This window comes from Alloalcanivorax profundimaris (assembly GCF_015265435.1).
Classification (GTDB): domain Bacteria; phylum Pseudomonadota; class Gammaproteobacteria; order Pseudomonadales; family Alcanivoracaceae; genus Alloalcanivorax; species Alloalcanivorax profundimaris.
Map to the genome: position 1 here is coordinate 52,666 of NZ_JABJWH010000020.1, position 26,410 is coordinate 79,075.

Consider the following 26,410-nt stretch of genomic DNA (forward strand, 5'->3'; position numbering starts at 1 on the left):
ACGCCCCGAAACACCCGGCCCGGCGGCCGGGTTCCCGCCTCTCGACGTGTTGTTTACACCGTTTATCGGATAACTAAAAAACAGAATTTTTTTCAACAAAAACGCGTTTTTTGGTTTTGACTTGGCGCTCGATTTAGCGCCATGCTAGACCGAAGCTCGATCCCGTTATCACGCCGGCGTCCCGAACGCCGGCGGGGAGCACCCCGATGAATTACGCGCGGACCCAGGCCACCGCTTTTCACGCCGCCCCACGACGGCACGGGCCCGCTTTAATTCTTTCCGTCCCGTCGTTCCGACCCCGCCCACCGTCTTCACGCCCGACGTCACACCCGCGAAAAGTTGGAACGAAACTGGCATGGCACCCTTATCGCTTTCCCGATTTCGTATCGCCACGAGGGAGTAAGGCATGAGTATTCTCCACCACTATCAGGCCCGCTTCGACGCCACCCAGGAAGACGAAATGTCCCTGGAGGATTACCTCGCTCTGTGCAAGAGCGACCCCGGCGTCTACGCCTCCGCCGCCGAGCGCATGTTGATGGCGATCGGTGAACCGGAATTGGTGGATACCTCCAAGGATCCGCGCCTCTCCCGGATTTTTTCCAACAAAATGATCCGTCGCTACCCCGCCTTCAGCGAGTTCTACGGCCTGGAAGACGTGATCGAGAACATCGTCAGCTACTACCGCCACGCCGCCCAGGGGCTGGAGGAAAAGAAACAGATTCTGTATCTGCTCGGCCCGGTGGGCGGCGGCAAGTCGTCCCTGGCGGAAAAGCTCAAGGCGCTGATGCAGAAGGTGCCGTTTTACGCCATCAAGGATTCACCGGTGAACGAATCGCCGCTGTGCCTGTTCGACCCGGAGGAAGACGGCCCCATCCTGGAAGAGGAATACGGCATCCCCCGGCGCTACGTGAACAGCATCATGTCGCCCTGGGCGGTGAAACGGCTCAGGGAATACGGCGGCGACCTGAGCCGCTTCCGCGTGATCAAGCGCTATCCGTCGATCCTTGATCAGGTGGCGGTGGCCAAGACCGAACCCGGCGACGAAAACAACCAGGACATTTCCTCCCTGGTGGGCAAGGTGGACATTCGCAAACTGGAGGATTTCGCCCAGGAAGACCCGGACGCCTACGCCTTCTCCGGCGGGCTGTGCCGCGCCAACCAGGGGCTGCTGGAATTCGTGGAAATGTTCAAGGCGCCGATCAAGGTGCTGCACCCTCTTCTCACCGCCACCCAGGAGGGCAACTATAACGGCACCGAGCACATGGGCGCGATTCCCTTCGAGGGCATGGTGCTGGCGCACTCCAACGAATCGGAATGGCAGACCTTCAAGAACAACAAGAACAACGAGGCCTTCATCGACCGGGTCTATATCGTCAAGGTGCCCTACTGCCTGCGCGTCACCGAGGAGCAGCTGATCTACGACAAGCTGCTGCGTAACTCCAGCCTGCGCGACGCCCATTGCGCGCCGGACACCCTGCACATGCTGGCGCAGTTCTCGGTGCTCACCCGGCTCAAGGAGCCGGAGAACTCCAGCATCTATTCCAAGATGCGCGTTTACGACGGCGAGAACCTGAAAGACATCGATCCGCGCGCCAAGTCGATCCAGGAATACCGCGACATGGCCGGCGTCGACGAAGGCATGGACGGCCTGTCCACGCGCTTCGCCTTCAAGATTCTTTCCAAGGTGTTCAACTTCGACCACTCCGAGGTGGCCGCCAACCCGGTGCACCTGATGCATGTGCTCGAACAGCGCATTGAGCAGGAGCAGTTTCCGCAGGAAAAACAGGACCAGTACCGCCGCTTCATCAAGGAGTACCTGGTTCCCCACTACGTGGAATTCATTGGCAAGGAAATCCAGACCGCCTACCTGGAATCCTACTCCGAGTACGGCCAGAACATTTTCGACCGTTACGTGACCTACGCGGATTTCTGGATTCAGGATCAGGAGTTCCGGGACCCGGACACCGGCGAGATTTTCGATCGCCAGTCCCTCAACGAGGAGCTGGAAAAAATCGAGAAACCGGCGGGCATTTCCAATCCCAAGGACTTCCGCAACGAGGTGGTCAACTTCGTGCTGCGCGCGCGGGCCAACAACCACGGCCGCAACCCCAGCTGGATGAGCTATCAGAAACTGCGCGACGTGATCGAGAAGAAGATGTTCTCCAACACCGAGGAACTGCTGCCGGTGATCTCCTTCAACCCCAAGGGCAGCGAGGACGACCGCCGCAAGCACGACAACTTCGTCAAGCGCATGATGGACCGTGGTTACACCGAGAAGCAGGTGCGCCTGCTGTCCGAGTGGTACCTGCGCGTGCGCAAAGCCCAGTAAAAGAGCAGTTGAAAGTTACAAGTTGCAAGTTGAAACGCGGGTCGGGCAGACGTCATCGGGGAACGCCCGCTCCGCGACCAAATCGGAGCCGCCTTTTCAACTTGAAACTTTCAACTTGCAACTGCTTCCGGAGGAAGCCATGAGCTACATCATCGACCGGCGCCTGAACGGCAAGCACAAGAGCACGGTGAACCGGCAGCGCTTCCTGGACCGTTACCGGCGCCACATCCGCGAGGCGGTGAACGACGCCGTGGGCCGGCGCTCGATCCAGGACATGGAACAGGGCGAGCGCATCACCATCCCGCAGAAGGACCTGTCCGAGCCGATCTTCCACCACGGCAGCGGCGGCCGCCGCAACGTGGTGCACCCGGGCAACAAGGAATTCCAGCAAGGGGACCGCATCAAGAAACCCTCCGGCGGCGAGGGCGGTGGCGGCGGCCAGAAAGCCGGCGACAGCGGCGAAGGCGACGATGAATTCGCTTTCCAGATCGATCCCCGGGAATTCCTGAATTTTTTGTTCGAGGACCTGGAGCTGCCCAACTTGGTCAAGCGCCAGCTGGAAGGCACCCGCAGTTTCCATCTGCGCCACGGCGGCATCGTCAGCCACGGCATTCCCACCAAGGTGAACATCGTGCGTTCCATGCGCCAGGCCTCCATGCGCCGGCGCGCCCTGTCCGCCGCCAGCCGCAAGCGGCTGCGCGCGCTCAAGGCGGAACACGAGGAACTGCTGCAACAGGACCAGTCCCCGCAACGCCGGGAACGGCTGGCGGAACTGGAGGAACAAATCGCCAGGCTGCAGCGGCGCCTGGAGCGCATCCCGTTCCTGGACGAGGTGGACCTGCGTTACAACCATCACGTCAAGGTGCCCCGCCCGGTGAGCCGGGCGGTGATGTTCTGCATCATGGACGTGTCCGGTTCCATGAATCAGGACATGAAGGATCTCGCCAAGCGCTTCTTCCTGTTGCTTTATCTTTTCCTGCAGCGCAACTACGAGCACACCGAGGTGGTGTTCATCCGCCACCACACCAGCGCCAAGGAGGTCACCGAGGAGGAATTCTTCTACTCCCGGGAAACCGGCGGCACCATCGTCTCCAGCGCCCTCAAACTGACCCTGGACATCATCAAGGAACGCTACCCGGTGGACGAGTGGAACCTGTACGGCGCCCAGGCCTCCGACGGCGACAACTGGAACGACGACTCCCCGGGCTGCGCCAGCCTGCTGGAGAATGAGCTGCTGCCACGCATGCAGCACTTCTCCTACGTGGAAGTGATGCCGCGCAGCCACCAGGCGCTGTGGGATCAGTACCAGGGCGTCATGGAACGCAACGGCGACTTCTTTTCCATGGCGCAGATCGACGCACCGGGGGACATCTACCCGGTGTTCCGCCGGCTGTTCAAGAAGCGCATGGAGGCGGCATGACCGTGACCGAAAGCAAACTGCTGTCCACCGGCTCCGACTGGGATTTCGAAACCCTGGACCGCTACGACCGCGCCATCGCCGAGCTGGCCCACGGCAAGTACGGCCTGGACACCTACCCCAATCAGATCGAGGTGATTTCCTCGGAACAGATGATGGACGCCTACTCCTCCGTGGGCATGCCGGTGGGCTACAACCACTGGTCCTTCGGCAAACAGTTCGTGGAGGTGGAAGGCCGCTACCGGCGCGGGCAGATGGGGCTGGCCTACGAAATCGTGATCAACTCCAACCCCTGCATCGCCTACCTGATGGAAGAAAACACCATCACCATGCAGGCGCTGGTGATCGCCCACGCCAGCTACGGGCACAACTCCTTCTTCAAGGGCAACTACCTGTTCAAGACCTGGACCGACGCCTCGGCGATCATCGACTACCTGGTGTTCGCCCGCCACTACATCGCCGAGTGCGAGCAGCGCCACGGCGTGGCCGCCGTGGAGGAAGTGCTGGATTCCTGCCACGCCCTGATGAACTACGGCGTGGACCGCTACAAGCGCCCCACGCCGATCTCCGCCATGGAGGAAAAGCGCCGCCAGCGCGAGCGCGAGGAGATCCTGCGCCAGCAGGTCTCGGAGCTGTGGAAGACCTTCCCGGACCTGCAGCCCGCCACCCAGCGCCGCGAACCCAATTTCCGCTATCCGGCGGAGCCCCAGGAAAACCTGCTCTACTTCCTGGAGAAGAACGCGCCCCTGCTGGAGCCCTGGCAGCGCGAGCTGATCCGCATCGTGCGCAAGATGGCCCAGTACTTCTATCCGCAGCGCCAGACCAAGGTGATGAACGAGGGCTGGGCCACCTTCTGGCATTACACCCTGCTCCATGACCTGTACGACAATGGGCAGGTGGGCGACGGTTTCATGCTGGAGTTCCTGCAGAACCACAGCCAGGTCATCCATCAGCCACCGTTCGACTCGCCCTACTATTCCGGCATCAACCCCTATGCCCTGGGCTTCGCCATGTTCACCGACATCCGGCGCATCTGCGAACAGCCCACCGAAGAGGACCGCCACTGGTTCCCGGACATCGCCGGCAGCGACTGGCTCGCCACCCTCAAGTTCGCCATGGAGAGCTTCAAGGACGAAAGCTTCATCCAGCAGTTCCTGTCGCCCCGGCTGATTCGCGAGTTCAAGCTGTTCAGCCTGTTCGACGACAATGAGCGCGACTACATCGAAATCGACGCCATCCACGACGAGCGCGGCTACAAGGCGATCCGCAACAAGCTCTCCGAGCAGTACAACCTGAGCATTCAGGAGCCCAACATCCAGGTCCATGACGCCGATGTGCGCGGCGACCGCTCGCTTACCCTGCAGCACATCCGCCAGCACCACCGGCCACTGGACGAGGCCAGCAGCCGGGAAGTGCTGCGCCACCTCTACCGGCTGTGGGGCTTCGACGTGCATCTGGAAAGCGTGGACAACGGCACCGTGGTGGAGCGTCTGTCGATCCCGGACCTTTGATACGTCCGGTGCCTTGATTGATAAATATTCTCATTAATGCTTCTATCCGGGCCGTGTTGTTTACAGCCTGGAGAAGCTTTTTATGCGCCGTTTTGGTCTGCTCGCGTCCGCTCTTTCCGCCGCCCTGGTGCTGGCCGGCTGCGGATCCCCCAAGGAAGAGGTGAACGTCTACTCCGCCCGCAAGGAAGCCCTGATCAAGCCACTGCTGGACCGCTATACCGAGCAGACCGGCGTCACCGTCAACCTGATCACCGGCAGCGCCGACGCCCTGGTGGAACGCATGAAGGCGGAAGGCGAGCACAGCCCCGCCGACCTGCTGGTGACCGTGGACGCCGGCCGCCTGTACCGGGCCCAGCAGGAAGACCTGCTCGCCCCCACCCGCAGCGACGAACTGGACCGCCAGGTGCCGCCCGCCCTGCGCGAGCCGGAGGGCCACTGGTTCGGCCTGTCCGTGCGCGGCCGGGTAATCGTTTATGCCCCGGACCGGGTGGACCCGGCCAACCTGTCCACCTACGAAGCCCTGGCCGACGAGCAATGGGCGGACCGCATCTGCATCCGCTCCTCGGACAACATCTACAACCAGTCCCTGGTGGCCAGCCTGATCGCCCACGATGGCGAGGCGGCCACCCAGCAATGGGCCGAGGGCCTGGTGGCCAACATGGCCCGGGATCCGGTGGGCGGCGACCGCGACCAGATCAAGGCGGTGGCCGCCGGCGAATGCGACCTGGCGGTGGTGAACACCTACTACCTGGGCATGATGCAGGCCGCCGAGGACGCCGCCACCCGGGACATCGGCAACCGCATGGCGGTGTTCTGGCCCAACCAGGACGGCCGCGGCGCCCACGTGAACATTTCCGGCGCCGGCGTCGCCACCAACGCCCCCAACCCGGACAAGGCGGTGGAACTGCTGGAGTTCCTGGTCAGCGACGAGTCCCAGCAATGGTACGCGGAGACCAACCACGAATACCCGGTGCGCCCGGGCGTGCCGGTGAGCGAGCGCCTGCGATCCTGGGGCAAATTCAAGCAGGACGACCTGCCCCTGGTGAAACTCGGCGAGCTGAACGCCGAGGCGGTGAAGGTCATGGACCGGGCGGGCTGGAAATAACCCCTTGCCTCCCGGCTTCCCCGGGCGCGTGCGCGTCCGCTCCTGGCTGCTGCTGAGCCTGGCGCTGGCGCTGGCCGCGCCGGTGCTGGTGGTGGCCGGCAGCTGGCTGGCCGGCGCGTCCCCCAACTGGGCCCACCTGCGCGCCACCGTCCTGCCGGACTACGCGCGGCTGTCGCTGCTGCTGGCCGCCGGCACCGGCCTGGGCACCCTGGTGATCGGCGTGGGCGCCGCCTGGGCGGTGGCGCGTCTGCGCTTTCCCGGCCACGGTGTGCTGGAATGGGCCCTGCTGCTGCCCCTGGCCTGCCCCGCCTACCTGATCGCCTACACCTGGACCGGCCTGCTGGCCAGCGAGGGCGCCCTGCAGCAGGCGCTGGCCGTGTCGTTGCCGGACATCCGCGGCCCCGCCGGCGCGGTGGCCATGTTCACCCTGGTGCTCTACCCCTATGTGTACCTGATGGCGCGGGCCGCCTTCGTCGGCCAGTCCGCGCTGGCCCAGGAAGTGGCGCGCACCCTGGGCGCCGGCCCCTGGCGGCGCTTCTTCCGGGTCGCCCTGCCCCTGGCCCGTCCCGCCATCGTCGCCGGCCTGGCGCTGGTGCTGATGGAAACCCTGGCCGACTACGGCACCGTGGCCTACTTCGGCGTGCCCACCCTGAGCACCGGCATCTACCGCACCTGGTTCGGCCTGGGCGACCGCCTGGCGGCGGCGCAGCTGGCCGGCGTGCTGCTGGTGGCCATGGTCGCGCTGCTGTGGGTGGAACGCCGCGCCCGCCAGCAACGCCGCATCGCCGGGGCGGACGGCCCGCCGGCGCCGCCCCGGGTGCTCACCCGGGCCCGGGGCCTGCCCCTGGCGGCGCTGCTGTGGCTGCCGGTGGTGTTCGGCTTCCTGCTGCCGGCGCTGCAACTGGCGGCCTGGAGCCTGCCGCGCTGGCGCGGCCTGCTGGCGCCGGACTTCCTGCGCCTGCTCGGCACCAGCCTGCTGATCGCCGGCTGCACCGCGGCGGCGGCCACCGCCCTGGGCCTGCTGCTGGTGTGGGCCCGGCGCCTGCACGCCGACCGCCCGCGCCGGCTGGCGGCGCGCCTGGCCGGATTCGGCTACGCGGTGCCGGGCACCGTGCTGGCGGTGGGCGTGGTGATCGTGCTGGCCAGCGTGGACCGGGGGCTCAACGGACTGCTCGCCGGCCTGGGGCTGCCCCGGCCCGGGCTGCTGTTCTCCGGCACCCTGTTCGCGGTGATCTTCGCCTGCACGGTGCGCTTCCTGACCATCCCGGTGCAGGGGCTGGACGCCGGCCTGCAGGCACTGTCACCCAACCTGGACAGCGCCGCCCGCTCCCTGGGCCGGCGCCCGCCGGGCCTGCTCCGCCACGTGCACCTGCCACTGCTGCGCGTGCCCCTGGCCACCAGCGCCCTGCTGGTGTTCGTGGACACCCTCAAGGAACTGCCGGCTGCGCTGGTGCTCAGACCTTTCAACACCAACACCCTGGCGGTGCGCGCGTTCGAACTGGCCTCCGACGAACGGCTGGCGGACGCCGCCCTGCCGGCGCTGGCGATTCTGCTCGCCGGGGTGGTGCCGGTATTGTTGCTGACCCGTTCCATGCGCCCCGCCGGCCAGGCCACGCCGGTGGACGCCCGCTCGCCCGTGGAGAGCCATGCTGACCCTCGATGATCTGTCCCTGCGTTTCCAGCATCAGCCGGTGCTGGAAACGGTGAGCCTGACCCTGGAGGAAGGCCGCATCGGCTGCCTGATCGGCCCGTCCGGCTGCGGCAAGACCTCACTGCTGCGGCTGATCGCCGGTTTTCTGACGCCGTCCGCCGGGCGCGTCGCCCTGCATGGCGACACCGTGGCCGGCGCCGGCCGCTGGGTGACGCCGGAGGCGCGCCGGGTGGGCATGGTGTTCCAGGACATCGCCCTGTTTCCGCACCTGGACGTGGCCGCCAACATCGCCTTCGGCCTGCACGGCCAGCCGGCGGCGCGGCAGCGCCAGCGGGTCGAGGAATTGCTCGCTCTGGTGGGCCTGCCCGGGCTCGGCGGCCGCTACCCCCACCAGCTTTCCGGCGGCCAGCAACAGCGCGTGGCCCTGGCCCGGGCCCTGGCGCCGCGCCCCCGGCTGTTGCTGCTGGACGAGCCGTTTTCCGCCCTGGACGCGGAACTGCGCGAACAGATCAGCCGCGATGTGCGCCACATCCTGCGCCGGGAAGGCATCACCGCCCTGTTCGTCACCCATGACCAGAACGAGGCCTTCGCCCTGGCGGATCAGGTCGGGGTGATGAGCGAGGGGCGTCTGCTGCAATGGGATACGCCCTACCGGGTCTATCATCGGCCGGCGCACCGTTTCGTGGCGGATTTCATCGGCGGCGGCGTGCTGATTCCCGGCCGCGTCAGCGGACCGCGCCGGGTGGAAACGGCGCTGGGAGAACTGGGCGGGGACCTGCCGGACGGCGTCGCCGACGGCGCTCCGGTGGACGTGCTGCTGCGCCCGGATGATCTGGTGATCGACGATGCCGGCCCGCGCCGGGCGCGGGTGGTGGAGCGGGTATTCCGGGGCGCGCGCATGCTCTACACCCTGGAGCTGGACAACGGCCAGCGGCTACCCTGCCTGGCGCCCAGCCACCACGCCCACGAGGAAGGCACGGGCGTGGCGGTGCGCCTGGATCTGGAACACCTGGTGGTGTTCGCGCGGGTTTAGTCGAGCAGGTTCACCAGCCGTTGGCGAATGGTGCTGGTGCATTCGTCGATGATGGACGCCACCAGCTCCTCGCAGGACGGGATGGCGTCGATCAGGCCCTGCACCATGCCGCTGGTCCAGATGCCGTAGTCCACGTCGCCCTCGGTGAGCGCCACCTTGCCCTTGGCACCGGCCACCATGTCGCTGATCAGCTCGAACTTCATGTCCTTGCCGGCCTCGCGCTCGATCTCGTTGACCCGCTCGGCCACCTTGTTCTTGTACACCCGGGCGGTGTTGCGCAGGGGCCGGTAAACCAGCGTGGTATCCCGTTCCGTGCCCTCGACGATGGCGCGCTTGATGTTGTCGTGGATGGGCGCTTCCTTGGTGGCCATGAAGCGCGTGCCCATGTTGATGCCGTCGGCGCCCAGGGCCAAGCAGGCGGCCATCTGGGTCCCGGTGCCGATGCCGCCGGAAGCGACCATGGGGATGTCCAGCACCTTGGCGGCGGCGGGCAGCAGCACCAGGTTGGTGACGTCGTCCTCGCCCGGGTGGCCGGCGCACTCGAAGCCGTCCACGGACACCGCCGCGCAGCCCAGGCTCTGGGCCTTCAGGGAGTGGCGCACGGAGGTGCACTTATGGATCACCTTGACGCCGTGCTCGTTGAACAGGGGCATGAACGGCTCCGGGCTGCGCCCGGCGGTTTCCACGATCTTCACCCCGGCCTCGACGATGGCCTGGGCGTACTCCTCGTAGGGCACCGGCTTGATGGTCGGCAGCAGGGTCAGGTTGACGCCGAACGGCTGGTCGGTCATCTCCTGGCAGCGGGCGATTTCCCGGGCCAGATCCTCCGGCGTGGGCTGGGTCAGGCCGGTGATGATGCCCAGAGCGCCGGCATTGGACACCGCGGAGGCCAGCTCCGCGTAGCCCACGTTCTGCATGCCGCCCTGGATAATCGGGTAGCGGGTACCCAGCATTTCGGTAAGACGTGTTTTCATGGCGATCTCTCTCCCAAGGTGATTGGCCGACCCTACCCAGGGGCCCGGGCAAGGACAATGATCTTATCCGTCACCAACTGTGGCGGAAACGACCTGACGGCGCACCCGCCGGTCGCCGAACAGGTACAACCCCAGCGCCGCCACGATCACCGCCGCCCCGGCCAGCACCCGGGGACCCAGCTGTTCATCGTTGAGCAACGCCCCCAGGGACAGCGCCAGCACCGGCGTGATCAGCGTCACCAGGGCCACGGTGGCCGCCGGCAACCGGGTCAGCACCAGGAAGTAGCAATAGAACCCCACCAGGGAACCGAACACCGCCAGGTAGACGATGGCGCCCAGGCCACGCACGTCGCCGCTCCAGGCAATGCCCTGGCCGGTGGCCAGCAGCGCCGCGCCGTACAACGGCAGCGACAGCAGCAGCCCGCCCACGGTCTGCTGCATGGGCGCCAGGCCGGCGCCGAGCCGCTGCACCACGATGCCGGACAACGCGAACAGGCTCACCGCCGAAAGAATCCACAGCATGCCCCGGCCACGCTGGTCCACGGTGTCGGCGCCCTGCCACAGCGCGCCCAGGCTGTCGCCGAACACCAGCGCCAGCCCGGCCAGGCCCAGCAGGCAGGCGCCCCAGTGCCAGCCGTTGAAACGCTGGCCGCCGGGCAGCCACTGCATCATCACCCCGGAAATCAGCGGCGCCATGCCGAACACCACCGAGATCAACCCGGAGGGCAGGTCCCGCGCCGCCATATAGCTGCAGCCCATGGCGCCGAAAATGCCCGGCAGGGCGGCGCCGTAGCTGGTCAGGGCGCGCCGGTGCAGCGGCAACCCCTGGCCGCGCGCCCACAGCCAGAGCAGACCCAGCGCCGCCGCCAACGCCATGCGCGAACCGGCGGCGGCGAACGCCGGCAACGCCTCGCCGCTCCACTTGATCCCCAGGGGCGTGGTCGCCCAAACGGCGATCACGATCAGATAAGCGGCCAGGGTATTCATGGCGTTCCTTGAAAAAAGGGGCGGGGTTGTTCCGGGCCGGGCACCCGGGGAGAATGCGTCGTTAAAACAATAAAGCCGCGGGCAGGAAGCACCGCGGCCGGCGGAACGGCGTCAGCCGCTCACGCCCTCGGCGGCGAACCGCGCCATCGGCCATGCGGCCAACGGTTCGTCCGAAAACGGCTCGGCTTGCGAATAAAAACAGACATGCGACTATTCTGCGTCAAAGGGTTGGTGACAACAAATGGATATCTATCTTGTAGGCGGCGCGGTTCGCGACGAACTGCTCGGCCTTCCCGTCAAGGAACGAGACTGGGTGGTGGTGGGTGGCACCCCGCAACAACTCGCTGACCAGGGCTTCCGCCCGGTGGGCAAGGATTTTCCCGTTTTTCTGCACCCCGAAACCCGCGAGGAATACGCTCTGGCGCGCACCGAGCGCAAGAGTGGCCACGGCTACGGCGGGTTCGCCTTCCACACCGATCCCGCCATTACCCTGGAAGAGGATCTGATCCGCCGGGACCTGACCATCAACGCCATGGCGCGCACCGCCGACGGCCAGGTGATCGACCCCTACAACGGCCGCCAGGACCTCAAGGCCCGGATACTGCGTCACGTCTCCCCGGCCTTCGCCGAGGACCCGCTGCGGGTGCTGCGCGTGGCGCGCTTCGCCGCCCGCTACCGCTGCCTGGGCTTCCAGGTGGCGGAAGAAACCGTGGAGCTGATGACCCAGATCGCCCTCAGCGGCGAGCTTGAGCACCTGCCCGCCGAGCGGGTCTGGAAGGAAACCAGCCGCGCCCTGATGGAGCGTTCCCCGCAGGCTTTCTTCCAGACCCTGCACGATTGCGGCGCCCTGGCCGAACTGTTCCCGGAGCTGGCCAACCTGGACGGCGTGCCGCAATGCCCGGACCACCACCCCACCGTGGACGTGCTCACCCACCAGTACCGCTGCCTGGCCCAGGCGGCCCGCCAGAAGCTGCCGTTGACGCCCCGTTTCGCCCTGCTCTGCCACGATCTCGGCAAAGCGGAAACGCCCCCGGACGGCTGGCCGGAGCACCGGGGCCACGAGCGGCGCAGCGAGAACCTGGCCCGGGAATTCGCCGAACGGCTCAAGGTGCCGAAGGACCTGGCCGAAGCCGGCGTTACCATGGCGCGCTGGCAACGCCGTGGCCAGCGCGCCCTGACCCTGCGACCGCCGGACATCTGGGAGATGCTGCGCAGCCTGGACGTGATTCGCCGCCCGCGGCGCCTCAAGTTCTTCATCGGCGCCTGCGAAGCCTGCGCGCGCGCCTGCGCCGCCGATCCCAAGGCGCCGTTTCCGCAGGGCGAGTTCCTCCACGGCGCCGCCGAGGCGGTGCGTCAGGTGGATGTAGCCGGGTTGCGCAACGCGGGCCTGGCCGGGCCGGCCCTGGGCCACGCCCTGGACGAGAAACGCATCAAGACCATCAGAGAGTACAAACGGGAGTTCATCGAACAATGGCGCCAGTAGCCCTGGTCACCGGCAGCGCGCGCCGCATCGGCGCGCGCATCGTCCGCACCCTGCACGCCCGCGGCTGCCGGGTACTGATCCACTACCGTCACAGCGAAGCGGACGCCCATGCCCTGGCCGGGCAACTCAACGCCCTGCGCCCGGACAGCGCCGCCCTGCTGCGCGCAGACCTCACCGACCCGGACGCCGTGCGCGGCCTGGCGGAGCAGGCCCGCGCCCGCTTCGGGCGCCTGGATCTGCTGGTCAACAACGCCTCCAGCTTCTACCCGACCCCCGTCGCCGAGGCCGATGACGACGACTGGGACGCGCTCATGCACAGCAACCTGCGCGCCCCCTTCCTGCTCAGCCAGGGCCTCGCCGGCGCCCTCGCCGCCGCCGACGGCGGCGCCATCGTCAACATCGTCGACGTCTACGCCGACAAACCCCTGGCCGCCCACCCGCTTTACTGCATGGCCAAGGCCGGCCTGGCCATGATGACCAAGAGCCTGGCCCGGGAACTGGGCCCGGCGATACGCGTCAACGGCGTCTCCCCCGGCCCCATCCTGTGGCCGGAACAGGGTGCCGAGGACCAGGACGCCATCCTCGACGCCACCGCCCTGAAACGCGCCGGCGACCCGGACGACATCGCCAACACCGTGGCCTGGCTGGCCCTGGACGCCCCCTACGTCACCGGCCAGATCCTGGCCGTGGACGGCGGCCGCTCCCTCGCCCTCGCCGGCGCCTGACCACCACAAACCACTGATCGACAAGGAATAAATCAAAAAACGGATGGATTTTCGGGCCTTAGGCCACGTTAACGACATTGAATAGACGCCTCTAAGAGGACAAAGACCGAACATACGCTGCGTTAACAACCGGTATTTGCCCCCCCCCCCCAAAAGCCCTTCCAAGGCAGAATATTTGCCATTACTACCTTGTTTAAATCAATAAATTCAATGACTTGCCGAAGTCCGCCCCTGGGTGACCTGGCCCGCTGGCGATGGCGGGCACCTGAGCCACGCGGCCATGTGACCGCCTTCACACTACCCCTTGTCACCCCTGATTAGGGGAATTTCTTTACCACCTCCGGCCGCTAGGGTTTGCAGGAACGGATGATGATGGTCCGTTTTCAGCATGCCGCAGCCGGAGAACAACGATGAAACCCGCCTATCGCTCGAGCGCCTCCTTGGCGCTTTCCTTGCCGCTTATCGCCTTCACCGCCGTCCTGCTCAGCGCCTGTGACGACGATTCCGATTCCGACTACATGGAGGAGGATACGGGCGTCAACCGCCTGGTCGTCAGCGAGGACAACGCCGGCACCCTGGCCGGCCTGGTTCTCGAACAATACGATTCATTGCGCTATGGCGTGATGCAGCAGCAGATCTACGAGGCATTGGGCAACGTGCTCGACGGAGGCTGCCTGAACGGCGGCGTTCTGCTGGAGCCGGAGGGCACGCCGAACCCGACACTGATTCAGTTCGATCACTGCGAGTACACCACCGGCAATGTCGCGGACGGTACCGTAAGCCTGGAATACGATGGTGGCGCGCTCACCCGGCTGGACGCCGAGGCGCTTCGTTTCGAACAGACCCAGTCCAGCGATTACGTCATCGTTCAAAAAAGCCAGTTGGACGGTGGCTTCGACCTGGTACCCGGCACCGGCTCCGACGAGGTGGACTTTATAAACATCGAGGCCACGCTAAGGTTGAGCGGCACGCTTGATGGCGAAGACACGCCGTTTCTCGATCTGACAATGGATTACCGGGGTTTCGACGCCACCTCCGAATACCTGAGCGACGGCGTGGACGGCAGACGTCTGGATGGCGATCTGAGCTTCTCCGGTCCGCTCGAAGGGCTGGTCACGGTGGTCACCGACACCGTTCTGTCATTCGAAAGCGATCTTTACTGCCCCGCCGGTGGGAGTCTGACAATCACCGGCGGCGACGGCACTTCCCTCAGCCTGAATTTCGGCACCCCTATCACGGTGACCATCAACGGTATCACCGCCGATTACGATTGCGATGCTTTCGAGGAATGGATGTTCTCCCAAATGCCGTCCCCGCCAACCAGCCCCGGGACATAATGCACATTGCGACGGGACGCCGGTGAAAGCCGGCGCCCTTTCCCCTTGGCAGACTGCGGCGCAACAACAACGCACCGCCAGGGGGAATACCATGTTCGCACCACTCAGGTTCTTATCGCTTCCGCGCCGGGTTCTGCCCGGCTTCGTTCTGCTGCTCGCTGCCTGTGGCGGCGACCATGATCACCGCCCCGTCGACAATACGCCACCGGACAACGATGCCCGAGCCATCGCCGTGGACGCGCGAAACGCCGAATCCTTGCTGGGCGAGGCGATGTTCGTCACCAACCTGATGACCCTGAACGTGGCCTACGACCTGAACATGTACAGCGTGGTGATGCCGGTGACCGCCTGCGACAACGACGGCACCGTGGCACGGGAAACTGAACCGGACGGCGCCGGGCGCGTCACCGCGATTGATTATGAAAACTGCCGGATCTCCCTGGGACCGGACACCGACTTGATGCTCGACGGCGACCTGGCTTTCCAGTACGACAGCGCCGACCCGGCCTCGCCCTTCCAGGTCGACGCCACGGCCTTTGTTTCCGACCTGCGCGAGAATCAGGGCGGCACCGTGTACGGCAACCACACCCGCCTGGACGGCACCCTGCACATGACACCGGACCCGATCGCCGGCCTGCCATTCGCCAGCGTCAGCGACGCCGGGCTGACCCTGGCCTTCGAGTACCTGGAGGACGATCAGTCCCTGCATGCTCGGGAGTGGCGATTGCAGGATTTCGCCGTGCCGTTCGCCGTGGATCCGATGACCGGCGGCATGGGCATCGGCGCCCGCGGACGGCTGTCGCTGACCGGCCCGGATCAGCCCGCCGGGTTCATCGACGTGGACACCGACCCGCTGCTGTCCACCTCCATGGCGGCCTGCCCGGACTCCGGCGACCTGACCGTCACCGGCGCGGAAGACAGCCAGGTGCGCCTCAGCGTTCAGCACGCCGATGAAGCGGTGATCACCACCAACGGCAATGCCCGGCTGATCGATTGCGGTGACCTGCTCGACCTCGCCGACCCGATGGCGGCGCTGGTGATCGCGCACTAAACGTCGTCGGGGTGCACGCAAAATTTCATTTTCCTCTTCATTCCTACCCCGATAGGCTTCCTCAACAATTTTTTATTGCATTATCTCCATAAAACTTAAGAAAAAATTGTCTTGGGATAGGGAAAATAAGACTTTATTCTTGCCGCCACGCTCCGGCGATCCGCTGGGGCGTGCCCGCCGTGCTGTGCGCCTCCGTACTGCTCACCGCCTGCGAAGACGATAATTACCGCCCGGATCCGGAACCGGGCGAACCCGGCATTGCGTTAGTGAACAAAACGGCCAGGGCAGTCGCATTACCGCGGACGGCGTGGGCACCCATTACACCTGCGAGGAATTCGAGCAGTGGATCACGGAAGCCATCGGCCCGATGCTGACGCCCTTCTGAGCCCGTCTCCCTGAGCCCGCTCAGGGCCAGACGAACGGCACCTGCCACAGGCGCTGTTCGGGGAAGCGATAGTCCTCGAGCAGCGCCGCGTAGGTGCGCTTCAGCACCGGGTGCTCGGTGCGCGGGGCCAGGTCGGCCAGCGGGCGCAGCACGAAGGCGTGCTTGAGGATCTCGCCACGGGGCAGTTCCACGCCGTCCACGTCACCGGTGAGGTCACCGTAGGTGAGGATGTCGATGTCCAGGGTGCGGCTGGCGAATTTCTTTTCGCCGCGCACCCGGCCGTGGGCGCGCTCGATGGCGTGCAGGCGCTCGGCCAGCTCGCCCACCGGCAGATCCGTGTCCAGGGACGCCACCAGGTTGTAGAAGGCGTCGCCGCTGAACCCCACCGCTTCGCTTTCGTACACCGGGCTGAGGCCCAGCGCGCCGAATTCAGCGGCCAGCTGATCCAGGCCGGAGCGGATATTGTGGTCGCGGTCGATGTTGGAGCCGAGGCTCAGGTACACCGTGGGCATCAGGTTCGCTCCCCGCGTTCGATGATGACGCCCACGTCGCGGGAGCCGCGCAGGGCGCCGGGTTTGCTCAGCCGCAGCTTGAGCCAGGCGACGCCGAATTCCTCCAGCACCAGTTGGGCGACCCGCTCGGCCAGGGTTTCCACCAGCTGGAAGTCGCTGTCCTCGATGTACTGAATGATGCGCTTGCCGATGGCCTTGTAATTCAAGGCGTCATCGATGTGGTCGCTGGCGGCGGCGCGGGAGATGTCCGCGACCATCTCCAGGTCGAGGCTCACGGTCTGGCGGATGCGGCGCTCCCAGTCGTAGATGCCGATCACCGTGTCCACCTTCAGGTCGCTGATATAGACGATGTCCATGCTGGTCCTTGATAATGCCCCGGGATTTCGTAGCGGGATTATAGCCGGTGGACACCTTAGCATTACAGGAAAGCGGAGTCTGGCTGCTGCCTTTGTGCGCGGCCGCCTATCTGCTGGGTTCGATTTCCAGCGCCATTCTGGTGTGCCGGCTGTTCGGCTATCCGGACCCGCGTACCGAAGGTTCCAGCAACCCGGGCGCCACCAACGTGCTGCGCATCGGCGGCAAGCCCGCCGCCGCCCTCACCCTGCTGGGCGACGTGCTCAAGGGCACGATCCCGGTGGCGGTGGCCTACGGCCTGGGCCTGAGCGCCTTCGGCGCCGCCCTGGTGGGCTTCTGCGCCTTCCTGGGCCACCTGTTCCCGGTGTTCTTCCAGTTCCGTGGCGGCAAGGGCGTGGCCACCGCCTTCGGCCTGCTGTTTCCGCTGCACTGGCCCAGTGGCCTGGTGGCCGGCGGCGTCTGGCTGGTGGTGTTCGCGCTGACGCGAATTTCCTCGGTGGCGTCGCTGAGCGCCTTCGTGGCGGCGCCCATCAGCCTGTGGTTCTGGCTGCCGGCGGCGTTCTGGCCCATGGCGGCGCTCACCGCGATCATGGTGTTCCGCCACCGCACCAACCTGGCCAAGCTGCTCAGCGGCGAGGAACTGGGGTTCCGCGGTAAGCGGTAGCGGCTGATCGCGACTGAAGTCGCTCCTACAACGGACCTTGTAGGAGCGACTTCAGTCGCGATGAAAGCCCGCGATCAGGCGCTCAGCGGCGCCAATTCCGCCAGTGGCCAGCGTGGGCGCACCGCGATCGGCAGATCGCTGTGCTCGCCGGCGGCCAGCCGCAGGGCGCCGGCGTAGGCGATCATGGCGCCATTGTCGGTGCAGTAGGCCAGCCCCGGGTAATAGACGCGCACACCCCGTTTGGCCATGGCCGCGTCCAGCTTCTCGCGCAGCGAGCGGTTGGCGCTGACGCCGCCGGCCACCACCAGCCGCTCGGCGCCGGCCGCCTCCATGGCCCGCCGGCACTTGATCACCAGGGTATCCACCACCGCTTCCTGGAACGCCAGGGCGATGTCCGCCCGGTCCTGGTCGGACAGGGCGTCGGCGCCGCCCAGGTCATTGATGGTGTTGAGGGTGAAGGTCTTGAGCCCGGAAAAGCTCATGTCCAGGCCGGGCCGGTCGGTCATCGGTCGCGGGAAGCGGAACCGGCCCGCCTCGCCTTTTTCCGCCAGGGCGGCGATGCGCGGCCCGCCCGGGTAGCCCAGGCCCATCATCTTGGCGACCTTGTCGAAGGCCTCGCCGGCGGCGTCGTCCACGGACTCGCCCAGGGGCCGGTAGTCACCCAGGGCGCGGGCTTCCAACAGCAGGGAGTGGCCGCCGCTGACCAGCAGCGCCACGAACGGGAAATCCGGGCCGTCGTCCTCTAGCAACGGCGCCAACAGATGGCCTTCCATATGGTGCACCGGCACCGCCGGCACGCCCCAGCCGTAGGCCAGGGAACGGCCCACGCCGGCGCCCACCAACAGGGCCCCGGCCAGGCCCGGCCCGGCGGTGAAGGCGACGCCGTCCACCTGCTCCGGCCCGCAGCCGGCCTCGCTGAGCACCTGACGGATCAGCGGCAGCACGCGGCGCACATGGTCGCGGCTGGCCAGCTCCGGCACCACGCCCCCGTAGGCGGCGTGCATGTCGATCTGGCTGAACAGCGCCTGGCCCAGCAGGCCATGCTCGGTGTCATAGAGGGCGACGCCGGTCTCGTCGCAGCTGGATTCGATGCCCAATACGCGCATGTTTGCTCCCGTTCGGCCGGCCCGGGCGCGATGCCCGGCCGGGGCGCGCATGATACCGCCTGGGCCGGTGCTTTGCATTTTCTCCGCGCTCAGGTAGAATTCGCGCCTTGCTGTCTGGGTGGTCGACCGCCACCCCAGGGACACCTGAGCCCCGACAGCCCCAATTAACCGCAATATTCAATATTCAAGGTAGGTGATACTTCATGCCTCAGGTGAAAGTGAAAGAAGGCGAACCCTTCGACGTGGCCCTGCGCCGTTTCAAGCGTTCCTGCGAAAAAGCCGGTGTGCTCTCCGAAGTCCGTCGTCGCGAGAACTACGAGAAGCCCACCCAGGAGCGCAAGCGCAAGCGGGCCGCCGCTGTAAAGCGTCACCTGAAAAAGCTCCAGCGCGAGCAGCTGGCGCGTAAGCGCCTGTACTAAGGACAACGCCGGGCCCCGCCCGGCGTTTCCGGTTTCGTCATGAGCGCGCTCAAGGATCAGCTCAACGCCGCCGTCAAGGACGCCATGCGTGCGAAGGACAAAGCACGCCTGGGCACCCTTCGCATGGCCACCGCCGCGATCAAGCAGGTCGAGGTGGATGAACGCATCGAGCTGGACGACGCGCGCGTTCTGGCGCTGCTCGACAAGCAGATCAAACAGCGCAAGGACGCCGCCAGACAATACCGCGACGCCAACCGGGCCGATCTGGCCGAGGTGGAGGAAGCGGAAATCGCGGTGCTCCAGGAATTCCTGCCGTCCCCCCTCACCGAGGCGGAAATCGACGCTCTGATCGATAACGCCATCGCCCAAACCGGCGCCGCCGGCATGCAGGACATGGGCAAGGTGATGGGCGAGCTCAAGCCGCGACTGCAGGGCCGCGCCGACATCGGCGCCGTCAGCGGCAAGGTCAAGGCCCGCCTGGGCTGATCCCCAACAACTATTTCGGCGCCGCCAGCTTTCGGGCCAACCCGAATACCCGTGTACTCAGCACTCGCATGGCAATTTCGTAGGGCCAGGCGCATTTGCGCTGGAACCAGTAGCCCATGCGAATATCCAGCGACGTAAATACCATGTAGCGGTTACGCCGCACCCCCTTAAGAATCGCCGCCGCCGCTTTCTCGGATGTCACCGCATGGCGCTGGAAGCGCTGGGTCATGGCTTGCACCTCCGGGTCTTCCCGGTCCACGCCGACGATGTCGATGGTCCGAACCAGACCGGTGTCCACCCCGCCGGGGCAAACCAGACTCACTCCGATGTCGTGGTGGCGCAGATCAAAACGCAGTACCTCGCTGATGCCACGCAACCCGAATTTGGTGGCGCTGTAGGCCGCATGCCAGGGCAGGCCGAACAGCCCCGCCGCGGAGGAGACATTGACCACGTGCCCCCCTCGACCCCGTTCGATCATCGCCGGCAGAAAAGCGCGCAGCACGTGCACGGGCCCCATCAGATTGATCTCAACCAGCTTGCGCCAATGTCGTGATTCCAGGTTTTCGATGGTGCCCCAAATGGAAATGCCGGCGATGTTCATGACCACATCCACCGCGCCCTCGCGCTCCTGCACCTCCGCGGCCAGCTCGAACACCGCCTGCTCATCGGCAATGTCCAATGTCCGACGCACCACCGTCCGGCCACTGATGCTCTCGGCACGGCGCGCGGTTGCCTCCAGTGCCTCCCGGTTGAGATCGGCCAGACACAGGCGCGCCCCTTCGCCGGCCAACGCCAGGGCCGTGGCCCGGCCGATGCCGCTCGCGGCGCCGGTGATCAAGCAAAGCTTGTCGTTAAAATGCTTCATCGGAGTCTCCTACTGCATACTGATCGTATGCTGTCACGACCGCACCACCAATGAGGTAGCGGATAATGCCAATGTAAGGGACCTTTCCCGCCCCCCCCCCTGAAAGCGGCGGAATTTGTGACATACTGCGAAAAAAGAGGCCGCTACCGATGCCATCCGGCGATGCGATAAAGCACTGGGTGTCGATTCGTCACCTGAAGCATTTTCTAGCCCACGGCGACGCCGTCGGACTGGACAGTGGCGCCTTGCTGAAACACCTCGGCATCTCGGCCGCGCAGTTGGATGACCCCGAGGCCACCCTTGCGGTCACCACCCTGGAACCTCTGCTCGAACAGCTCACGGCGGCCTCGCCGGATCACCCCATCGGCCTGCTGCTGGCCCGTGATATCCAGCCCGCGACCTTCGGCGTGCTGGGCCTGTTGACGCAGAGCTCGCCACGCTTCGCCGATGTGCTGGAATTGCTGGTACGCTACAACGGTCTGCTCAGCGACATCGGTCAGGTATCACTGGTGCCCGCCCCTGGCCGCATGGCGATTCGCTGGGAATGCCGTGCCGGCAGCCCCCGGTTTCGCCGTCACGCCCGGGAATATGTCCTCGCCAGCCTGGTAACCCTGGCCCGCGCCCTGCTACCCGTCCACTCCGACTTCCCGCTGATGGTGAGCTTCCCCCACCCGGCCCCATGCCGCCGGGCTGAGCGCACTAAGTATCAGGATCTGTTTCGTTGCCCGGTATACTTCGAGCGGCCCAGCGCCGGAATCGTGGTGCGCGCCGCTTTGCTCGACCAGCCCTTGAGGCACGGCGACCCGGCCATCCGCCACGCCCTGGAACGGCACGCCGATGAGTTGCTCCGGCACCGTCACCAACCCGCGCCACTGAGCGGCGAGGTGCGCCGGCTGCTTACCGCCATGCTCGGTGAACAAGATCCTTCGGCCATCGAAATCGCACACCAGTTGGGTCTCAGCGAACGCAGTCTGCACCGACGGCTGAGTGCCGAAGGAAGTAGCTTCCAGGCATTACTGGACGCGGTGCGCCTGGCGCGCGCGCGCGTCTTGCTGCACGAGAGCAACGCCCCCCTCGACGAAGTGGCGATGTACCTGGGCCTACAGTCACGCCAATCGCTGATTCGCTGGTTTCGCCGACACACCGGTCTGACGCCGGGCCGTTATCGCAAGGAGACCTCATCATGACCACTCCGGACCCGCTGCAACCCGAATTCGGCTGGGCCGCCCCGGCCTCGCCACGCCTGCCTGCACCGCCGCCGCGCGAACGCGGCCTGGTGTTTCGCTCCGTGTCACGCGTATCACGGCTGTTCGGCCGCCCCGACCTGCCCTTGGTGTTCCCGGTCATTCATCTCAACCCAAGGATCTTCTGGGGCTGGCTGTTCTTCGCCTCGCGCCTGATGCCCTGGGGCCGCCTGCCCGCCCCGGTGCGTGAGAAGATCATCTTGCGCGTGGCCTGGCGCTGTCGCAGCCGCTATGAATGGGCCCAGCACGTGGATATCGCGCTACGTGTGGGCGTCCAGGATCAGGAAATCCTGGCCATCACCCGTGCGCCCGATGACATCGATAATGACGATGATCGCCTGCTGATGCGCGCCTGCGACCAATCCTGCGCCACGAAGCTGATTGACGGCGACACCTGGCGAGCGCTTACGGAACGCTACTCGCAAGCGGATTTGATCGAGCTACTAATGCTGATCGGCCATTATGAAATGGTGGCCGGCCTGCTGATCAACTCCGGCATCGAGGCGGAACCGACGGTGGAGCGGATATTGCAGGACCTCTATCGGCGTCTGAATCTGGCCACTTGATCAAAACCACCGACAGGCGGAAGATTGCGCCCCATGGCCGGCCGCATTCCCGAACACTTCATCCAGGACTTGCTCGCGCGCACCGATCTGGTGGCGTTGATCGATTCCCGCGTGCCACTGAAGAAGGCCGGCCGCAACTATTCCGCCTGCTGCCCCTTCCACCAGGAAAAGACGCCCTCCTTCACCGTCGCCCCGGACAAGCAGTTCTACTACTGCTTCGGCTGCGGCGCCTCCGGCAACGCCGTGGGCTTCCTGATGGAATACGACCACCTCAGCTTTCCGGAAGCGGTGGAGCAACTGGCCACCCGGGCCGGCCTGGAAGTGCCCCGGGAGGGCGGCGGCGACGCCCGCAAGGAAAAAGCCCGCCGCGACCGCCTGCAGACCCTGTACGACCTGCTGGCCCGGGCGGAACGCTTCTACCGCCAGCAGCTCAAGAACGCCCCGGAGCGCCAGAAAGCGGTGAATTACCTCAAGGGCCGCGGCCTCACCGGCCAGATCGCCGCCCGCTACGGCCTGGGCTTCGCGCCGCCGGGCTACGACAACCTGAGCCAGGGCCTGAGCCTGGACAACGAGGGCATCGAACAGGCCCTCACCGCCGGCCTGCTGGTGCGCCGGGAAGACAGCGGCCGCACCTACGACAAATTCCGCGACCGCATCCAGTTTCCGATCCGCGACGGCCGCGGACGCACCATCGGCTTCGGCGGCCGGGTGCTCGGCGACGGCAAGCCCAAATACCTGAACAGCCCGGAAACCCCCGTCTTCCACAAGGGCAAGGAACTGTACGGCCTGTGGGAATGGCGCCAGAGCCGGGACAAGACCGACCGCCTCTATGTGGTGGAGGGCTACATGGATGTGATCGCCCTGGCCCAGCACGGCGTACCCAACGCAGTGGCCACCCTGGGTACCGCCACCAGCGAGGACCACTGCCACCTGCTGTTCCGGCAGGTCAACGAGGTGGTGTTCTGCTTCGACGGCGACAACGCCGGCCGGCGCGCCGCCTGGCGGGCCCTGGAATCCGCCCTGCCGGCCCTGGACGACGGCAAGCAGGCCCGCTTCCTGTTCCTGCCCGAGGGCGAGGACCCGGACACCCTGGTGCGCGCCCAGGGTCCGGAGGCCTTGTTAGCGCTCACTGACAAAGCCGACACCCTGGCCACCTACCTGTTCCGTCACCTCTCCGAGGGGCTGGACCTGAACACCGTGGACGGCCGCGCCCGCCTGGCGCGACTGGCCCTGCCGTTCCTCGACAAACCCGCCGGCCCCGTCTACCGGGCCCTGCTGGAGGAGGAACTGGCGCGGCTCACCCGCCTGGAACGGAGCGCCCTGGAAAAGCTCCGCGAAAACCTGCCCAAACCGCGCCGGGCCGCCCCGGCACCGCCCCCGACCCGCCCGGAACCGCCCCCCCGGGAGGCGGATCCCGGCCCCTGGGACGCACCGCCACCGGACGACGATCCGGGCCCGCCGCCGGACTGGGCGGATTTCCCCGGGGAGGCGCCACCGGCCCGCGCCCCGCGCCGCCCGGCCCGCCGGCCCGCCCCCGGGGGCCTGACCCTGGTGGAACGGCTGGTGCTGGTGCTGCTTTCCCACCCGGAAGTGCTGGTGGAGCACCCCCTGCCGGAGGGCCTGGATCAGCTGGAGCTGGATCAGCGCGACCTGCTGCTGCAGGTGGCCGCCACCGCCCGGGACCAGACCGGCTCCCCGGCCGCCCTGCTGGGCGCCGCCATGGCCCTGGACCACGGCGAATCCCTGTCGGCGCTGCTGCGCGAGGCCCTCAAACCGCCCATGGACGCGGACGTGGCGCGCCGCTACTGGGAGGACGCCCTGGGCCACCTGCGCATCATGGCCCTGGAGCAGGCCCTTGAAAAAGAGCAGCGCCGCCCCGATCCCGATGCGGCCCGCCTTGGCGAGCTGATCCAGGCGCTCTCCCAGGCCCGCTCCCGGGCCCGCCAGGGCCCCGGCTGAAGCCCTCCGGAGGCGCCGCCGGCCACGCCGGCGTGAAGACCGGGGGACTTGACCAAACTGGCTCCAGCCCCCATATCCACGTATAATATGCCGTTTACCAACGACACCTCGTCAACCTACGGACTTTTCGCATGACGTCTCAGAAACAGCAGCAATCACAGCTGAAGCTTTTGATCGCGCTGGGCAAGGAACAGGGCTACCTGACCTACGCCGAGGTGAACGACCACCTGCCCGAGTCCATCACCGACACGGATCAGGTGGAAGACATCATCCAGATGATCAATGACATGGGCATCAGCGTGGTCGAGAAAGCCACCGATGCCGATCAGATCATGATGGACGAAAGTGCGGAAAGCACCGACGAGATGGCCGCCGAGGAAGCCGCCGCCGTCCTCGCCTCCGTGGAAAACGAACCCGGCCGCACCACCGACCCGGTGCGCATGTACATGCGCGAAATGGGTACCGTGGAACTGCTGACCCGCGAAGGCGAGATCGAGATCGCCAAGCGCATCGAGGAAGGCACCCGGGAAGTGATGCACGCCATGGCCTACTGGCCCGGCGCGGTGGAAATGGTCCTGGACGAATACCAGCGCATCACCGACGAGGAGCGCAAGCTCACCGACGTGATCGCCGGCTACCTGGACCCGGACGACGACGGCGCCGCCGCCACCAACGCCAACAAGGAGCCCCGCTTCAGCCAGAAGAAGAAGGAGGAAGCCGAGGCCGCCAAGAAGGAAAAAGACGAGGAAGAGGACGACGACGAGGACAAGGAGAACAAGGACAAGGACGACGAGGAAGAGGAAGACGAAGGCGGCCTGGATCCGGTACTGGCCGCGGAGCGCTTCAGCGAGCTGCGCAAGCGCTACGAGAAAGCCGAGCGCTCCCTGAAGCGCAACGGCCGCGACCACGCCAGCACCGCCAAGGCCCTGGAATCCCTCGCCGATCACTTCACCCTGTTCAAGCTGGTGCCGCGCATCTACGACGAGCTGCTCAACGCCGCCCGCAACCACCTGGACACGGTGCGCAAGTTCGAGCGTCAGATCATGACCCTGGCGATCCGCCGCGCCGGCATGCCGCGCCGCGACTTCATCAAGGTGTTCCCCGGCAACGAGACCAACCTGGAGTGGGTCGACAACCAGGTGAAGGGCAAGAAGTCCAAGGACTTCGCCGGCAAGCTGGGCCTGATGAAGGAAGACATCCAGCGCAACCAGCGCAAGATCCTCACCCTGGAAGAAATCGTCGGCCTGCCGGTGGCGGACATCAAGGAGATCAACCGCCGCATCTCCATCGGCGAAGCCAAGGCCCGCCGCGCCAAGAAGGAAATGGTCGAGGCCAACCTGCGCCTGGTGATCTCCATCGCCAAGAAGTACACCAACCGCGGCCTGCAATTCCTGGACCTGATCCAGGAAGGCAACATCGGCCTGATGAAGGCCGTGGACAAGTTCGAATACCGTCGCGGTTACAAGTTCTCCACCTATGCCACCTGGTGGATCCGGCAGGCCATCACCCGCTCCATCGCGGACCAGGCCCGCACCATCCGGATTCCGGTGCACATGATAGAGACGATCAACAAGATCAACCGCGTGCAGCGCCAGATGCTCCAGGAAATGGGCCGCGAGCCGACCCCGGAAGAACTGGGCGTGCGCCTGGAAATGCCGGAAGACAAGGTGCGCAAGGTACTGAAGATCGCCAAGGAGCCGATCTCCATGGAGACCCCCATCGGCGACGACGAGGACTCCAGCCTGGGCGACTTCATCGAGGACGGCAACATGGATTCCCCGGTGGACTCCGCCACCTCCCTGGGCCTGGAAGAGGCCACCCGGGAAGTGCTCGCCAACCTCACCGCCCGCGAGGCGAAGGTGCTGCGCATGCGCTTCGGCATCGACATGAACACCGACCACACCCTGGAAGAAGTCGGCAAGCAGTTCGACGTGACCCGGGAGCGGATCCGACAAATAGAGGCCAAGGCGCTGCGCAAGCTCCGCCACCCCTCGCGCAGCGAACATCTCCGCAGCTTCCTGGACGCGGATATGTAAGCTGGTATATAACTACCGGCCCGGACGGCACCGCCGCCCGGGCCGTTTTTTTTGGGGCCTATAGCTCAACTGGTTAGAGCAGCGGACTCATAATCCGTTGGTTCCAGGTTCAAGTCCTGGTGGGCCCACCAATTTCTCCTCCCTTCAAATCTCATTGCGCCCCAAACCCCTTTATTCCTGGGCCCCATTCAGTATAGTGCGTCTTATCACG

General features: G+C 65.9%; 23 protein-coding genes and 1 tRNA gene. 18 read left to right on the plus strand and 6 right to left on the minus strand.

Translation table 11 applies throughout. The features are described 5' to 3' along the window. Positions 1-406 precede the first annotated feature (406 nt). The 6 genes from HMJ39_RS10615 (at position 407) to HMJ39_RS10640 (ending at position 9,046) form a co-directional block, all read left to right on the plus strand. Entirely contained in the window at positions 407-2,329 is a 1,923-nt protein-coding gene (locus tag HMJ39_RS10615) for a PrkA family serine protein kinase (RefSeq protein ID WP_194297281.1), read from the plus strand. 139 nt (positions 2,330-2,468) lie between these two features. Then, entirely contained in the window at positions 2,469-3,749 is a 1,281-nt protein-coding gene (locus HMJ39_RS10620; protein ID WP_194297282.1) for a YeaH/YhbH family protein, read from the plus strand. Continuing rightward, positions 3,746-5,257: a SpoVR family protein gene (locus HMJ39_RS10625; protein WP_194297283.1), complete on the plus strand. Its 1,512-nt coding sequence runs from the start codon at positions 3,746-3,748 to the stop codon at positions 5,255-5,257. The genes HMJ39_RS10620 and HMJ39_RS10625 overlap by 4 nt, the downstream gene beginning before the upstream one ends. Positions 5,258-5,339: 82 nt before the next feature. After that, on the plus strand, positions 5,340-6,362 hold the full coding sequence (locus tag HMJ39_RS10630) for a Fe(3+) ABC transporter substrate-binding protein (protein ID WP_194297284.1): 1,023 nt from the start codon (positions 5,340-5,342) through the stop codon (positions 6,360-6,362). Positions 6,363-6,366: 4 nt separating this feature from the next. Then, positions 6,367-8,025: an ABC transporter permease gene (locus HMJ39_RS10635; protein ID WP_228462290.1), complete on the plus strand. Its 1,659-nt coding sequence runs from the start codon at positions 6,367-6,369 to the stop codon at positions 8,023-8,025. Beyond that, positions 8,009-9,046: an ABC transporter ATP-binding protein gene (locus HMJ39_RS10640; protein WP_194297285.1), complete on the plus strand. Its 1,038-nt coding sequence runs from the start codon at positions 8,009-8,011 to the stop codon at positions 9,044-9,046. Before HMJ39_RS10635 ends, HMJ39_RS10640 begins: the two co-directional genes overlap by 17 nt. Here HMJ39_RS10640 and HMJ39_RS10645 read toward each other — a convergent pair. Together HMJ39_RS10645 and HMJ39_RS10650 are read right to left on the minus strand one after the other, a co-directional pair. After that, complete coding sequence (locus tag HMJ39_RS10645; protein ID WP_161384092.1) at positions 9,043-10,020, minus strand: NAD(P)H-dependent flavin oxidoreductase; 978 nt, start codon at positions 10,018-10,020, stop codon at positions 9,043-9,045. The two genes, HMJ39_RS10640 and HMJ39_RS10645, sit on opposite strands and share 4 nt — an antisense overlap. 63 nt (positions 10,021-10,083) lie before the next feature. After that, complete coding sequence (locus HMJ39_RS10650) at positions 10,084-11,007, minus strand: DMT family transporter (protein ID WP_194297286.1); 924 nt, start codon at positions 11,005-11,007, stop codon at positions 10,084-10,086. Between the two features lie 241 nt (positions 11,008-11,248). Between HMJ39_RS10650 and HMJ39_RS10655 the strand changes: the two genes are divergently transcribed. The 4 genes from HMJ39_RS10655 to HMJ39_RS10670 all read left to right on the plus strand — a co-directional run bounded on the left by HMJ39_RS10655 (position 11,249) and on the right by HMJ39_RS10670 (position 15,603). After that, positions 11,249-12,490, plus strand: a complete 1,242-nt coding sequence (locus HMJ39_RS10655) for a multifunctional CCA addition/repair protein (RefSeq protein WP_194297287.1) — start codon at positions 11,249-11,251, stop codon at positions 12,488-12,490. Next, complete coding sequence (locus HMJ39_RS10660; protein ID WP_194297288.1) at positions 12,478-13,215, plus strand: pteridine reductase; 738 nt, start codon at positions 12,478-12,480, stop codon at positions 13,213-13,215. The genes HMJ39_RS10655 and HMJ39_RS10660 overlap by 13 nt, the downstream gene beginning before the upstream one ends. Before the next feature lie 410 nt (positions 13,216-13,625). Continuing rightward, positions 13,626-14,552 (plus strand): hypothetical protein, encoded by a 927-nt coding sequence (locus HMJ39_RS10665; RefSeq protein ID WP_194297289.1) that lies wholly within the window; start codon positions 13,626-13,628, stop codon positions 14,550-14,552. Between the two features lie 91 nt (positions 14,553-14,643). Continuing rightward, positions 14,644-15,603, plus strand: coding sequence for a hypothetical protein (locus tag HMJ39_RS10670; RefSeq protein WP_194297290.1), 960 nt, complete (start codon positions 14,644-14,646; stop codon positions 15,601-15,603). A 405-nt stretch (positions 15,604-16,008) separates the two neighbouring features. On the opposite strand, the gene folK is transcribed toward HMJ39_RS10670, so the two are convergent. Both folK and folB read right to left on the minus strand, forming a co-directional pair. After that, positions 16,009-16,500, minus strand: coding sequence for a 2-amino-4-hydroxy-6-hydroxymethyldihydropteridine diphosphokinase (gene folK, locus HMJ39_RS10675; RefSeq protein WP_194297291.1), 492 nt, complete (start codon positions 16,498-16,500; stop codon positions 16,009-16,011). Next, positions 16,500-16,856, minus strand: a complete 357-nt coding sequence (gene folB / locus HMJ39_RS10680) for a dihydroneopterin aldolase (RefSeq protein WP_194297292.1) — start codon at positions 16,854-16,856, stop codon at positions 16,500-16,502. The genes folK and folB overlap by 1 nt, the downstream gene beginning before the upstream one ends. A gap of 47 nt (positions 16,857-16,903) precedes the next feature. Here folB and plsY point away from each other — a divergent pair, with 47 nt between their 5' ends. Continuing rightward, positions 16,904-17,518 (plus strand): glycerol-3-phosphate 1-O-acyltransferase PlsY, encoded by a 615-nt coding sequence (gene plsY / locus HMJ39_RS10685; RefSeq protein WP_256244673.1) that lies wholly within the window; start codon positions 16,904-16,906, stop codon positions 17,516-17,518. A 74-nt stretch (positions 17,519-17,592) separates the two neighbouring features. On the opposite strand, the gene tsaD is transcribed toward plsY, so the two are convergent. Next, entirely contained in the window at positions 17,593-18,624 is a 1,032-nt protein-coding gene (tsaD, locus tag HMJ39_RS10690; RefSeq protein ID WP_194297293.1) for a tRNA (adenosine(37)-N6)-threonylcarbamoyltransferase complex transferase subunit TsaD, read from the minus strand. 203 nt (positions 18,625-18,827) lie between these two features. Between tsaD and rpsU the strand changes: the two genes are divergently transcribed. Then, positions 18,828-19,043: a 30S ribosomal protein S21 gene (rpsU, locus tag HMJ39_RS10695; RefSeq protein ID WP_014993329.1), complete on the plus strand. Its 216-nt coding sequence runs from the start codon at positions 18,828-18,830 to the stop codon at positions 19,041-19,043. Between the two features lie 39 nt (positions 19,044-19,082). Beyond that, positions 19,083-19,529: a GatB/YqeY domain-containing protein gene (locus tag HMJ39_RS10700; protein ID WP_194297294.1), complete on the plus strand. Its 447-nt coding sequence runs from the start codon at positions 19,083-19,085 to the stop codon at positions 19,527-19,529. Positions 19,530-19,539: 10 nt separating this feature from the next. Here the strand turns inward: HMJ39_RS10700 and HMJ39_RS10705 are convergent, their stop codons facing one another. Further along, positions 19,540-20,394: an SDR family oxidoreductase gene (locus HMJ39_RS10705; protein WP_194297295.1), complete on the minus strand. Its 855-nt coding sequence runs from the start codon at positions 20,392-20,394 to the stop codon at positions 19,540-19,542. A 149-nt stretch (positions 20,395-20,543) separates the two neighbouring features. Between HMJ39_RS10705 and HMJ39_RS10710 the strand changes: the two genes are divergently transcribed. The 5 genes from HMJ39_RS10710 (at position 20,544) to HMJ39_RS10730 (ending at position 26,330) form a co-directional block, all read left to right on the plus strand. Further along, positions 20,544-21,581 (plus strand): AraC family transcriptional regulator, encoded by a 1,038-nt coding sequence (locus HMJ39_RS10710; protein WP_194297296.1) that lies wholly within the window; start codon positions 20,544-20,546, stop codon positions 21,579-21,581. Further along, positions 21,578-22,204, plus strand: a complete 627-nt coding sequence (locus HMJ39_RS10715) for a carboxymuconolactone decarboxylase family protein (RefSeq protein ID WP_194297297.1) — start codon at positions 21,578-21,580, stop codon at positions 22,202-22,204. The genes HMJ39_RS10710 and HMJ39_RS10715 overlap by 4 nt, the downstream gene beginning before the upstream one ends. A 33-nt stretch (positions 22,205-22,237) precedes the next feature. Next, the gene (gene dnaG / locus HMJ39_RS10720) at positions 22,238-24,163 is read left to right on the plus strand and encodes a DNA primase (protein WP_194297298.1); all 1,926 of its coding nucleotides are present in this window, start codon (positions 22,238-22,240) and stop codon (positions 24,161-24,163) included. 131 nt (positions 24,164-24,294) lie between these two features. Continuing rightward, entirely contained in the window at positions 24,295-26,199 is a 1,905-nt protein-coding gene (rpoD, locus tag HMJ39_RS10725) for an RNA polymerase sigma factor RpoD (protein WP_161384081.1), read from the plus strand. 54 nt (positions 26,200-26,253) lie between these two features. Continuing rightward, positions 26,254-26,330: transfer RNA gene (locus tag HMJ39_RS10730), tRNA-Ile, on the plus strand. The last annotated feature ends 80 nt before the right edge of the window (positions 26,331-26,410 follow it).